This is a genomic window from Bacillus sp. LK2, assembly GCF_001043575.1.
GTDB lineage: Bacteria > Bacillota > Bacilli > Bacillales > Bacillaceae_G > Bacillus_A > Bacillus_A paramycoides.
Genome location: NZ_LDUK01000033.1, coordinates 71,027 through 84,645 on the forward strand (window position 1 = coordinate 71,027; position 13,619 = coordinate 84,645).

Here is a 13,619-nt window from a genome sequence, read left to right on the forward strand (position 1 = left end):
TAAAAATGCATTTTTATATTATCCACTTTATTTATAATCCGGTTATATTGTTTTTGAAATAACTTAATAGTAAACAAAGTATCTTCTTTTACTTTTAAAGAATTACATTATTTTATAATTTCATTGCCATTTTCAAAGGTCTTTATCATATTATATAGAATTATTATTAGAAATAACTTTAAGGGATGGATTTATATGAATGAGGTTTTATTACAAAAGGCAAATTATCTACAACCTGAAGAATTAAGGCTAATGAAAAAAGCTATACAATTTGCCAAGCAAGCACATGATGGACAATACCGTCAAACAGGAGAACCATATATTATTCACCCTTTTGCTATTACAGAAATTTTATTACATTATAAAGCTGATGCTACAACTTTGATTACTGCGTTATTACATGATGTCGTAGAAGACACCGATCATTCTTTAGAAGAAGTGGAGTCGCATTTTGGTACGACCATTCGATATATTGTAGATGGGTTAACCAAAGTAAATAAACAACAAAATCCAGAGAAAGCATTATACGAAGCAACTAATTTTAAAAAGTTATTACTAGCTTCTCAACAAGACATACGTGTTAGCATTATTAAAGTTATAGATCGTCTTCATAACATAAAAACTTTGGGTATAAAAAAACCAGCGAAACAAGTAGCTTATGCAAATGAAACATTAACATTATTTGCACCACTTTCAAAACGATTAGGTTTATACGATATCCAGCATGAATTGGAAAATCTAGCTTTCAAACATCTCCATAAAGAGCGATATGAAAACATGCGAAACTTTTTAAATGGCTACGTAAAACAAATTCAACAAAATATAGTCGAATTAAATAGAGGTATTAATAACTTTTATGATACTAACCTTTCATTTGAATTACATTATAATTTCACCCCCATTTATTCTGCTTACTCGCAACTTCAAGAGGCACAAGACATATCGAAAGTTTCTCAAATATATATCACAACTTCAAGTGTGCTTGATTGCTATACAATCCTTGGAATGATTCATCAATTATATAAGCCTAATATAAAATCTTTCGAAGATAATATAGCGCTTGAAAATAACCATTTCAACTCTAATTTAAAAACTAAAATTACTATTAATGATGTTGAACAAGTAATTATTATTCAAACACGATTGGCAAAGAGGATAAATAATAGTGGCGTTTTTTATTTATCAAATAATTTCGATAATGATATCAAAAAGATTTCATATAGCATACTTGATGATACAATTTTTAATAACCATTTATTAACGAAAGATCCTTTCATCTTTCATGACCTAGTCTCATATGAGCTATTTGAAAATACTATTACTACTTATACCACTAACTTAAGGCCCATTTATTTGCCTAAAGGTTCTACAATTATTGATTTTACATTTGCTGCTTTTCCTGAAAAAGCACATTATATGTACAGTACTAAATTAAACGGTAATCCCGTTTCAATTAATACGGAACTATCTCATTTAGATGTAGTTGAAAGCTATTTCAATACAAAACAAAACGTATCAATAGACTGGCTAAATTATGTTCATTCAGCTAAAGCTCAATTAATGATTGAACAGAAATTATCGTAAAGAAAAAAGCAATGCCCTCTAATAAAGGAAGCGTTGCTTTTTTTATGGCTGTTTTTAATTTTGCACTTCAAATCCGAAACCGTTATAGTAAAATTGCTAGTTTTTTATCCTACTAATCTAAAAATGCAGTAAAAGCAATAATAACTAATAAAACACCACTAATAAGCGTCCCAAACTGTCCAATCGTGAACTTTCCAATTCTTACATTTGCTACTTTTTCTCCTAGTACTACGCCTGCCCACACAGTTATAAAGCTAGCTATTGATGCGGCTAAACAAATTGCAATAGGTGATAATCCTAATAAACCAGCACCTAATCCATTTGTAAGAGCATTTGCTGAAAGAGCGACACCAAGGAAAAGAGATTCAACAAACCCAATACTTCCAGACTTATCAATATCTGCCTTCGTTGGATCTTTCATAATTGTTTTCAGACTTCCGGAGACCCCATCTTTATTTGAAGTTTCTCCCTCTACTTCTCTTATAGATGCCACTTCTTTATTTTTTCGTGGCATGGCGAGTAACATAATACGAATACCAATAATCACTAAAAGTAATGAACCAACGATCACCGGAAATATTCCTGGCAATACTTTAGATAGCCAGACACCAAAATAAATTCCTGCTGCACTAAAAAGAAAGCAAATGACAGAAATAATAAAGTTTGAGAAGGCATTTATTCGAATACCACGTATTCCATATGAAATACCTACACCAAAATTATCAATGCTTGAAGATATCGTAAGTGCTAGTATCATCATCCATGCCATTATAATCAACCTCATTTCACAATTGATATATATTTCTCTTGAAGCTTAGCTTTTAACAGCATTTCAACTCATCTAGGTTCATCCTCAATCATAAAACCACTCTTCACATCCTTTTTCAATATTTTCTTATACGCCCTTATTCCCTTTAGTTCATATATAAAATCTTTTTGTCTAATACCGTATTTAATAGGATAACTTACGTATCGGGACACTATTTTGCACGAGAGAAATTCTTTTTAGATAAAGCAATTAAAACCATATTATGTGAATATAAAATGAACTATGTTAACATTATTTTTATTTTTTGCAAATGTATTGATTTTTTATTGCAAATTAATTTAATGTTTGATTTCATTTGTTGATAAATTATTGAAAATTCATTGTGATAACTACAAATGCACACTCCAAAAACTAGACTCATATCCTAATTTTGTACAATGACTTTCAAATAGAAAGGCAGGTAATACAATTGACTTCTAATGTCGACTACACTTCCCCATCAACCAATTTCACTCATGATTTAAGTAAAAGTAATTTTTTTAAAAAAGATGCTCAAAATTATATAAACGTACTTAGCATTAAACAGTTAAATACATTAGAAAACACTTCTTTGTTAGATATTTATTTAAGTACAGGTAATGTTGTAGAACCACACATTCATCAAAATGCAGCTGAACTCGTGTATTGTATTTCAGGGTCCGCTGTCGTTTCGTTACTTAATCCGTTTACGAATCAAATTTTAAACTTACCTATAAAACCAGGGCAAGTTGCAAATGTCCCGCAAGCTTGGTGGCATTATGAGATCGCAACAACTGATAACACACATTTATTAGCTATTTTTGGTGCCCCTACCCCTGAAGTTATTTTTGGATCTGATATTTTAAGATTAACCCCAGCTAATATGATGGCTCATACTTATTGTCTCGATGAACAGCAATGGAAACAAGCAATATCGCCTATTCAATCCACTACAGTAATTGGACCTCCCGCAAACTGTAATCAAAACCGAGGTATGATAAACCAATCACCCCCCCTACTCAACAACAAAATTTATATTACCAAGATTCATATTATTTCCCTCTTTACTGGGGGTATTAATTTATACATTTTCAAAAAAATACCATTTATCTCCTCGGAAAATACCTAGGAGATTTTTATTGTATATCTTCTTTTCTTATTCTTTATCGTAACAATAAATAGAGTACATACATATAATATTTATATATTATATTGGAGGTGAAAGTGCTATGAGTAATAATAACTATCGAAAAAACTACTCTCATAATAAAACTAGTAGCTCTTCAGCATCCTCTCAAACTTCGAATTCTCAATCTTCCAATTCCCAATCGCAAAGAGATTTAGCTCAACAAGGCTATGTAAAGAAAAAAGGGTGTAATTGTAATAAAAACAAATAGTATATATATACAAACCGACTTTATCGCATCCCTTAAATGAAAGACTTTCCTGATAAATAGTATAATTTTTCAAAAGATGAATTCTGTAGGGAACAGGATTCATCTTTTTTATAATAAGGCTCTGTTAAAGTAAAATGTTGATAAAAGATAAAAAATAACGAATGTCTAATTAGACATTCGTTATTTTTTATCCAAACTCATTAATAAATTGATACATTTAATTGTTATTTAATCGTTTCGAGAAAATTATGGGAACATTATTTTTGCAAACTATTTCTAAGATTGCAATTTCTTCAATCATACCTTTTATAGTATCATTCCTTTTTAAACAATATGTAAATGCTTCTGATAATTTTTCTGGAGTCAATCTATTTGCTAAGGTACAATGTGGTAGCCATTTGTCAGGTAAGTATAATGAATTAGGATTGTCATTGTACTTTATAAAATTTTTGTGATGATTAGAGTGAAATTCTAACAATTGTCTATTAATGGTGGGTGATAAAAAGAGCGTTCCTGAATTTAAAAATGACCCGATCGAATTAAAGGTTATTTCAAAACCTACCTTATCATCATAAAATTTATCGATCTGTTCAATAAATTCATTTTTGTCTATTTCATTGTAACTTGCTAATGTAATATGTGGTACTCTGTTCACTACTTCATCTGCATAAAACGATATTGTTTTTTCTCGTAATTCTCTCCATATATCTTTAATAATTTGTTCTGTCTTTTCATCAAATTTTGCAATAACTCCATACATACATTACTCACCTTCGTTCCTTTAACTTCGGTTTTTTAGATGGTTAAATTTAATTGACGAATATCTTCATTTTTTAAATGATGTTCGCAAAGACTTGTGCGTACGAAGACCTCTTTTATATTCGATGTGGTAGCATCAAACCCCTTCATTTCAAGGAATTGAAACCATGCCAAATAATGATCAAGATATTTTGTTGCGACCCCTTTAAAATGATTCATCCATTGACTTAAGCGAGCATGATAGCCATTCACATTTTGGATGTGATAAATTCCTTTAATGACATGACCCGTTTTTGATGTATTAATACGATAATGTTCCATGCCTTTTTCTTTTGCGTACGTCATGTATGCTCTCCAAGCATCTGTACAAAGAATATTTCTCAATTTCATTATCCACATTAATTATTAAAAAAATTAATAATATACTTTCCCCTACCAACAAAAGATTCCCTTATAACAATAGTAGAAACTATCTATACTAAATATTCCGTATAAACATTATCAATTTACTCCATCCCTTACCGATGTTACATTAAATGTGAAGACAGTTTCTCTTTTACTAATCATCTCTCAATTTGTATTCGAGAAACATTCTCCAATCCTATACGCGAGAGCAATACTGTGTTGACACTCAAACGAGTGTCTTTTTTTATAATTTGTCACAAAATAAAAACCACCTTATATAGATGGTTTTATACTTACGAATCTCATTATAATTTTTATGTAAATACCATTTTATGAAACTGGATAATATATTGTCATACTCAACCGCGTTAGAATGTCTCCTGAATTATAATAACTATGTTGTCTATCCGCTTTAAACCTAATTGAATCTCCACTATTTAATTTATATTGGCAATCATTTACTTCAATTGTCAATTCACCATCAAACACCGTTATAAATTCTTCAGTTCCTTCTTTATGCGCTTCAGAACTTAACTTTCCTTCAGTGTCAATTTCAACAGTATAGATTTCAAAATGTCTATCATCTTGGAAAGGAAATGATGGATAAACTTTATATCTCCCATTGCCTTCAGATAATACTTGAACATCATTTCGTAAAACAACTTTCGTATCTGGCTGTGGATTATTGATTAAAGAAGTAAAAGACACTTTCAGTCCATTAGCAATTTTCCAAATCGTTGTAAGTGTCGGACTAGATTCTCCCCTTTCAATTTGTCCGATCATCGTTTTACTTACACCGCTTAATTGTGAAACTTTTTCTAAACTCAGCTTTTCTTTCTCTCGAATAGCTTTTAAATTTTTTGCAAGGATAAGTTGAATTTCCTCCATAAAAAACACCCCTATATCATATACAATATAACGTCCGTTATGTATAATAAAAAGCACACGTTATATTGTTCTTTTCGGTCATTATAACATACAAATTACAGGGAGGTTTTGAAATGTCTATATTTTCTTTTTTAATATTCGTCTTTATTAGCAGCTTCACACCAGGCCCTAACAATTTTTTAGCTATGTCATACGCCAACCAACATGGGTTAAAAAGAAGCATTAAATTTTGTTTAGGAGTGGCTTTCGGTTTTTTCATCATCACTTCTTTATGTAGTTTCTTTAATATCGTACTTATAAACATTTTGCCAATAATTGAATTTCCTTTAAAATTTTTAGGTGTAGCTTATATGCTGTATTTAGCTTTTAAAATATCCACTAGTAAAAACAACATAGATACAAAGAAAAAAAGTTATAAAAGTTTATTTTTAGTAGGAATTGCACTTCAATTCGTTAACCCAAAAGGAATTTTATTCGCACTGACTGTAGTATCAACTTTTATTCTCCCTTACTACAATTCATATTCTAGTTACCTTCTTTTTTCATTATTTTTAGGTGTAGTCGGTTTAATGAGTACGTTTAGTTGGTGCCTATTCGGTTCGCTATTCCAAAAACTTTTATTAAAACATAACCAACTATTTAACATCATTATGGCAATTTTATTAGTTTTAAGTGCTATTTCAATTATTATCAACTAGGTCCATAGCTATGCTAATTTTTAACTGTAGATCCTCTCACCTATCCTTTTTACTTTTGAAGTCGTAAGGTGGGCGCCTTCTAGCAACAAAATCCCCACCATATCATACTAAATAAGAAGAGTTTTATATAAGGAGGAGGGTTTCATTAAGACTACTTTTATTTCTCATTTTTATAATGAAGAATATTTATTTGACAACACTTGAAAAATTAGAAAAAAACTATAAATACTATGCAACCTTAACTACTGATCTTCGATTAATCCAGAATACCAAACTGTATTTCCCGATTTATGTTTTCCTAACAATTAATACTACCAAAAGATTAGAAATCCATACTTATATAATTAAAAATGCGGTTTCTCTTTTACGAGAAACCGCATTACATCAATATTTTGTTAAATTTTAAACTGACTCGTATACAAATCGAAGTAAAATCCTCTATCTTCCATTAGAGACTCATGATTCCCTCTTTCAAAAATACTACCATCTTTAATAACGAGTATTTGATCTGCTTTTTCAATGGTTTTAAGTCGATGAGCGATTACAAAACTTGTTCTCCCTCTCATTAAATTATTTAATCCTGCTTGAATTTGCAATTCTGTTCTCGTATCAATATTAGATGTTGCTTCATCGAGAATTAATATATCTGCATCGGCTAAAATCGCTCTCGCAATTGCAAGGAGTTGTTTTTGTCCTTGACTTAAATTCGATCCTTCTGAAGCAATTTCTGTTTCATATTGACTTGGCAAATGCTTAATAAAAGAATGAGCTGAAGCTGCTTTAGCTGCTGCAATTACTTCTTCATCACTTGCATTTAAACGTCCATAACGAATGTTATCCATTATTGTTCCTGCAAATAAATACGTATCTTGTAAAACAACCCCTATTTTACTTCGCAAAGAATTAATATCATAATTCTTTATATCTTTTCCATCAATGTTAATTTGTCCTTTTTGAATATCATAAAAGCGAGTTAACAAATTAATAATTGTTGTTTTTCCTGATCCAGTTGGACCAACTAAAGCGATTGTCTCACCAGGTTTTGCCTCAAGACTCACATCTTTTAAAATCGTTTTATTTTCCGCATACCCAAATGAAACTTTTTCAAGTACTACATTTCCTTGCAATTTTTGTACAACTAATGCATCTTTTTTATTTTGAATTTCTGGTACTTCATCCATAATTTCAAAGACGCGTTCTCCTCCAGCAACTGCAGCTTGAATCGTATTCATTAAAGTTGCAAATTGACTAAGAGGTCTTGAAAATTGACGAGAATAGTTAATAAAGGCCGCAATAACACCTACTGTTGTCATACCATTTAAAACCATAACGGATCCAGCACCAATTACAAGCCCCATTCCTAAGTTATTAATAAAGTTCATGCTTGGAAAAATAAAAGCTGAAAACGTATCAGATTTTGTAGCTGAAACTCTTAGCTGTTCATTTATCTTATTAAAATTCTGTACTGTTTCTTTTTCTTTTCCGTACAATGTTGTAACGTCTGCACCTGTAATAGCTTCCTCGATAAATCCGTTTAATTCACCTAAATCTTTTTGACGCTTCGCAAAGTTTTTACCACTATATGCAACTAGTTTTTTTGTAACGAAAAACATAATTGGCACTGTAATTAAAGTTACAATTGCTAAAATCCAATCTAATGAAAACATCGCAATCGTTACACCTATAAATGTTAACGCTGATGAAATAATCTGTACAACACTTTGTGTCAAAGCTTGATTTAAATTATCAATATCGTTTGTCACTCGACTCATTAAATCACCTTGAGAACGAATATCAAAGAATCGTAGCGAAAGTGTTTGGATTTTCTCAAAAATATCTTGTCGTATTTTTTGTATTGTTTTTAATGCAACGTTAATCATTACAAACGTTTGTAGCCATGTTAAAAGCACCGTTATACCATAAATTGCGATAAGTAGCATACACATTCTCGCAGTACCACTTAAATCTTTTGGCACAATGTATTGGTCAATAATTACTCCCATATAATACGGACCTAATAATCCGAGTAATGTAGTAACAAATACTAGAAAAATAACGAACATAAGCGAGGCTTTTTGATACCCCATATAGTTCCATATCCGCATTACAGTTCCTCTAGTATTCTGCGCTTTTCCCATCTTCGGTGCGTTACGTCCACCTTTATTAGCAAATTGTCCTTGAAAATTACGCATTTTCTTTCCCACCTTCTTTCTGTATATTGCCACCTTGGGAAAGATAAGTTTCCTGATAGACTTCACATTGTTCTAACAGTTGTTCATGTGTACCATTTCCAACTAATTCACCGTTATCTAGTACAAGAATTTTATCGGCATCCATTATAGAAGAGATTTTGGATGCAATTAATAATATCGTTGTTCCTTTATACTCTGTTCTTAATGCTTCTTGTATGTTTGCCTCGGATTTTGCGTCAACTGCTGATGTAGAATCATCTAATATAAGAATTGACGGCTTTCTCACAAGCGCTCTTGCAATGGATAAGCGTTGTTTTTGACCACCAGATAAATTCGTTGCACCTTGTGTTAAGTTATATTGATAAGAGTCCTCTAGCTTATTAATAAACTCAGTCGCACAGGCAGATGAAGCAGCTATTTCTAATTCATCATGTGAGGCATTTTCTTTGCCATAACGCATATTCTCTTCTATACTTCCGGAGAACAACACTGCCTTTTGAGGTACAAAGCCGATTGATGCGCGAAGTTTTTGGAGATCATATGTTTTTACATTTATACCATCAATACATATTTCTCCTTGATCAACATCATAAAGACGTGGTAGTAACTTTGCTAATGTAGACTTACCGCTTCCTGTAGAACCGATAATCCCTACCTTTTCACCTTTACGAACATTAAATGAAATATCCTTTAAAACATATTCATTATTTTTTGTGTAACTATAGCTAACATGATTAAACTCAATACTTCCTTCTACATGCTCTGTGTCAAATGCATTTGTTTTACTTACAATGTCAACTTCAGTATCTAAAACTTGCTGTACACGATCCGCAGATGGAAAAGCACGTGCAATTTGAATAAATACCATACTAATAGACATAAGTGACATTAAAATGATATTTAAATAGTTAATAAAAGCTAAAATAGCCCCTACTTGGAGTGTACCATTAAATACTTTTTCTCCACCTATCCATAAAGTTGCAACAATCCCGCCATTTACAACTAGCATAATAATCGGCATCATTAACGAAATGAGCTGCACAGCTCGAATATTTATCTTCGTTAAGTTTTTGTTAACATTTCCAAACTGTGAGATTTCATATTTCTGTCTTACATACGCTTTTATAACACGTACTCCAGATAAATTTTCTTGTAACTTTGTATTTACTTTATCCAATGCTTCTTGCACCTTTTTAAACGATCCGCTCGCTTGACTCGCAATGAGTACAATCGCAATTAATAAAATCGGTACAACTACAAGTAAAATAGGAAATAACTCTCTCGCTGTTACAAAAACAATAATTATACTACCTATAAACAATAACGGACCACGAACAAGGACACGTAACATCATAGTCATCGCTGATTGAATTGATGTAATATCATTTGTTACGATTGTTAATAATTTACCTGTTCCGAATGAATCACGATTTTTACTAGAAAATGTTTCAATTTTTGTAAACACTTCTTTTCTTATATCTGTAGCAAAATTAACAGCTGCTTTTGTAGAGTACATCATACAGCCGAGTCCACCAATTAATCCAAGCGCCGCCGCTCCTATCATTAGAAGCCCCATTTTTATTACATAATTCAGATCCCGATTTGCAATTCCGACATCAATAATATGCTGCATAATGGTCGGTTGAATTAGGTCCATCGCAACTTCCAGTACCATAAATAATGGTCCAATAATAGCGAAAAACATGTATGGTCTTAAATACTGTAATAACTCACGGAATGATTTCATACATAATCTCCTTTTTTATGAAATTATTATTGTATAATTCAAATCCCTCCTTCTTTAAGTCATATAGACTGTTATTTCCTTACTATTTCTAGTTTATTATGCAAATTAATATTTAACATTATTAAATGATAAGTATTAAACCATTTTTAGTCAATAAAATGGAACTTTAATCCACAGAGAATTTTTTCTGGCAGTTGATACGAATACTCTTTAACTTAATAAAAACCGCATTCTCATTTAATAAGAATGCGGTTTTTATATCTATATTTGTTCAATTGTAAAATCGAAAAACTCGGTCTCGAATCCATTATTTTTAGAAGGACTACACGTGTAAAATCCTATTTTCACAGGCACATTACCTATATCTTCCATCAAATGAGCGATTCTTATTTGTTCCCATTGCTGATTTGTTTTCACATATATCGAATAATCACTAAGTTTTCGAATAATTCGAAAACTTAGTTGTTTCCTCGCAAACTCATTTGGATAGTCTTGCGTTGACCAATCAGAATATCCATTATTCGTTACGACAGCCCCTAGATGAGATGGACCTTCAGGAATATATTCTAAAGATGTTTTTAACCAACAGTTTTCCGAAATCATAACAAAAAGACCCGCTTGATCGTATATCGCATTTGGATTCATGCGCAATTGAACTTCAGCTTGAAAATCTGTCATTATCTCATCATAAAATACATGGCCATTCATTACTTCAAAACCATAATGTGTTTTCAGCCAAAAATCTGTTTCTTCTTTCGAATGGACTATGAATGTATGATTGTCTTCCAGTTTGGCGTATTTAGGTGTGTTCATTACAGTAAGTTGCTCAATATGATTTGGTATATATGATGTTTTCATAATTCCTCCATAAAAAAGCGTTTGAATTACTATTTAAAACTCCGTTAAGACCGGGAATTTATAACCTTTAAAATCTAGCTCTTTATTACTTCGAACCATTAAATATTTACTAGATTGTAATTCTGTTAATTGCACATCATCAATTCCTAATTGATCTGGGTAAAAATAAAATTCAATCTCCTTAAACGATTCAGAAATTTCCTCGCATAACTCATCTAAAATTGGAAGTACCAGAGCAAATACTCCAAATAATTTTAGCTTTTCATTTTCTACTTCATAAACGATCATTGTATCTAGTTTCTTAGAATAATACAGTTTTTCATCCCATTTCGAATCATACATATTCAAATAAAAAGAAGGTTGGTAGTTTAATGTTGAAAACATATTAGAAAGTCTTTGACTATTAGCAATGGTTTCACTTATTAATTGTCTATCCTCTTCATTATAAAAATCTAACTTTCTAAGCAAAGAATCTTTATTATTTTTTTTATCGTATGGTACAGTCATCAAATATTCCTGCACAATTTGAAAACCAAATGATGTATATAGTTTCGGATTTTCAGTAAACAAGAGAATACATTCACATTGCTTATCTATTTCTTCTATCAACTTATTAAGCAATTGTGTCATAAGTCCTTGTCTACGAAAATCCGGATGTGTCATTACTGATTGAATACCGGCTGCACTTATTTTTTCACCATTAATTAGTAGTGGAAGTGAAAATGCCGCAGCATTTGCAATCACACTATCATCTTGTAAAAATGATAATGCTTTGTATGTATAATCCCAATATCCTTTCTCTGAAAAATCATGCCATGTTTGACTTGTAATCCCAAACACTTCTTCAAATAAAGGAAATAACTGCTCCCTTTTCGGTTCTTCTAATAGAAGATTTGCAAAATTATCAACATTCCCCATGTTGTCCCTCCATACATCAATTCCATTAAATTAAATATACTTATATGACCTACTCCTAGAATAATAGGCCTTTCAAATCAATATAGTATCATAAAATATCAAAAATAGTCGAATTTATTTTTTCTTTTGACTATTTAAAGATAAGTCAATTAAATTAATATTAAGATTTTAAAATATTAATAGGTTTATTATATAAAAATAGTGCTTTCTAATTAACTTTTACTATTAGAAATGCACCATTTATAAAATTATTATTCATTTATTCTTTTGTTCCTTCAATTCGTTCCTTCGTATTAATTTCTTCTCCCTTTATACGCTTTTCAAACGTTTTTCTCCAACTAGCTGAAAGTGCATTTACTTCTAAAATTCTTTTGAGTCCTTCAAAGTTTTGTTTTTCTTTATGCATTATGCGATTAGCAAACGAAACTGACACACCTTTTGGATCAGGCTTCAACAACTTTAAAGTATCAATTGGCGATATCCATCCTTCTTTTAATACTCGAAAATAAAACCCTGTATAGCCTGTATCTTGAAAATATAATGGTAGCTTTGGAATGTTATATTTCTTCGCTAATTTAAAACATGGTTGTCTTGGCTGCGTTATTTGTACAGTCGCTTCTCCAAATTGAAACGTGTCTCCGATACAAACATCCTCTTCACGCATTCCTCTTACTGTTATATTTTCACCGAAAGCCCCATATACAAGCTCTTGATTCAACTCTTTTTCCCAGTACGAATAGTGGTCACCAGAATAAACACAAACCGCTTTATCTACCCCTCCATGATGAACTAAATCCGCTTGTCCATCTCCATTAAACTTTAAAAAGGATAAAAAAACCGGTTTCTTTACTTGCTTTTTATTTATCCCTGTTTGAATTAACTTCCCACCATAAATAACCTCTTTTGGTAGTCCTATATTTAGAGATAATACTTCATACGCTTTAGTCATTTTAATTCCTCCTCTTACTATCGGCATAACTTTTCTCCCGGTACAAGATAAAGAAGTTGTATCAATTCCACTTTATAAAAGTGAACTTACATTAGTCGTGCCAACTGGTCATACTTTAACTGAACGTGATAGTGTATCCATTGAAGTATTACAGGGCTATCCTTTAATTCTTTTACCTAAAAATTTCTTTTTAACAGAACTAATTACATCCCATTGTCAAAACTTTAACTTTAAACCGAAACCAATTTTAGAAATTAGTACGATGGAATCTTTGATTCAAATGGTTTCAAAAGCTATGGGAATTACAGTGTTACCAAAACCGTATATAGACTTTTTGCAAAACGAACACATTCAGGCTAGTGAACTACCCCCACTTAGTATCTCTTACGAGCTTACTTGAAGTGGGGGCTTCCCGGTTAATCGTTACTTTTAATAGC

Annotated in this window: 10 protein-coding genes and 4 pseudogenes; 5 read left to right on the plus strand and 9 right to left on the minus strand. The window is 31.3% G+C overall.

Going from position 1 to position 13,619, the window contains the following annotated elements:
• Window positions 1–195: 195 nt before the first annotated feature.
• The gene (locus VK90_RS19535; protein WP_048374553.1) at window positions 196–1,584 is read left to right on the plus strand and encodes an HD domain-containing protein; all 1,389 of its coding nucleotides are present in this window, start codon (window positions 196–198) and stop codon (window positions 1,582–1,584) included.
• Window positions 1,585–1,696: 112 nt separating this feature from the next.
• Here the strand turns inward: VK90_RS19535 and ytaF are convergent, their stop codons facing one another.
• Entirely contained in the window at window positions 1,697–2,356 is a 660-nt protein-coding gene (gene ytaF, locus VK90_RS19540) for a sporulation membrane protein YtaF (protein ID WP_197088219.1), read from the minus strand.
• A gap of 466 nt (window positions 2,357–2,822) precedes the next feature.
• On the opposite strand from ytaF, the pseudogene VK90_RS19545 reads away from it, so the two are divergent.
• Window positions 2,823–3,451 (plus strand): annotated as a pseudogene (locus VK90_RS19545) (cupin domain-containing protein).
• Window positions 3,452–3,985: 534 nt separating this feature from the next.
• On the opposite strand, the gene VK90_RS19550 reads toward VK90_RS19545, so the two are convergent.
• The 3 genes and pseudogenes from VK90_RS19550 to VK90_RS19560 form a co-directional block, all read right to left on the minus strand.
• On the minus strand, window positions 3,986–4,528 hold the full coding sequence (locus VK90_RS19550) for a 2'-5' RNA ligase family protein (RefSeq protein WP_048374556.1): 543 nt from the start codon (window positions 4,526–4,528) through the stop codon (window positions 3,986–3,988).
• A gap of 35 nt (window positions 4,529–4,563) precedes the next feature.
• Window positions 4,564–4,905, minus strand: a pseudogene (locus tag VK90_RS19555) (IS1595 family transposase); the annotation flags it as partial.
• Between the two features lie 357 nt (window positions 4,906–5,262).
• Window positions 5,263–5,877, minus strand: a complete 615-nt coding sequence (locus VK90_RS19560; RefSeq protein ID WP_116500411.1) for a helix-turn-helix domain-containing protein — start codon at window positions 5,875–5,877, stop codon at window positions 5,263–5,265.
• Window positions 5,878–5,933: 56 nt separating this feature from the next.
• On the opposite strand from VK90_RS19560, the gene VK90_RS19565 reads away from it, so the two are divergent.
• Together VK90_RS19565 and VK90_RS30310 are read left to right on the plus strand one after the other, a co-directional pair.
• On the plus strand, window positions 5,934–6,518 hold the full coding sequence (locus tag VK90_RS19565; RefSeq protein WP_048374561.1) for a LysE family transporter: 585 nt from the start codon (window positions 5,934–5,936) through the stop codon (window positions 6,516–6,518).
• A 187-nt stretch (window positions 6,519–6,705) separates the two neighbouring features.
• Window positions 6,706–6,827, plus strand: a pseudogene (locus VK90_RS30310) (glycosyltransferase family 2 protein); the annotation flags it as partial.
• Between the two features lie 86 nt (window positions 6,828–6,913).
• Here VK90_RS30310 and VK90_RS19575 read toward each other — a convergent pair.
• From VK90_RS19575 to VK90_RS19595, 5 genes are all read right to left on the minus strand, one after another.
• Window positions 6,914–8,710: an ABC transporter ATP-binding protein gene (locus VK90_RS19575; RefSeq protein ID WP_048374564.1), complete on the minus strand. Its 1,797-nt coding sequence runs from the start codon at window positions 8,708–8,710 to the stop codon at window positions 6,914–6,916.
• Window positions 8,703–10,457: an ABC transporter ATP-binding protein gene (locus VK90_RS19580; protein WP_048374566.1), complete on the minus strand. Its 1,755-nt coding sequence runs from the start codon at window positions 10,455–10,457 to the stop codon at window positions 8,703–8,705. The genes VK90_RS19575 and VK90_RS19580 overlap by 8 nt, the downstream gene beginning before the upstream one ends.
• 261 nt (window positions 10,458–10,718) lie before the next feature.
• Window positions 10,719–11,315 (minus strand): DUF1349 domain-containing protein, encoded by a 597-nt coding sequence (locus VK90_RS19585; protein WP_048374568.1) that lies wholly within the window; start codon window positions 11,313–11,315, stop codon window positions 10,719–10,721.
• 33 nt (window positions 11,316–11,348) lie between these two features.
• Complete coding sequence (locus VK90_RS19590; RefSeq protein WP_048374570.1) at window positions 11,349–12,233, minus strand: GNAT family N-acetyltransferase; 885 nt, start codon at window positions 12,231–12,233, stop codon at window positions 11,349–11,351.
• Between the two features lie 259 nt (window positions 12,234–12,492).
• Window positions 12,493–13,182: an MOSC domain-containing protein gene (locus VK90_RS19595; protein WP_048374571.1), complete on the minus strand. Its 690-nt coding sequence runs from the start codon at window positions 13,180–13,182 to the stop codon at window positions 12,493–12,495.
• A 13-nt stretch (window positions 13,183–13,195) separates the two neighbouring features.
• Between VK90_RS19595 and VK90_RS19600 the strand changes: the two are divergent.
• A pseudogene (locus VK90_RS19600) lies at window positions 13,196–13,549 on the plus strand (LysR family transcriptional regulator substrate-binding protein); the annotation flags it as partial.
• Window positions 13,550–13,619 lie beyond the last annotated feature (70 nt).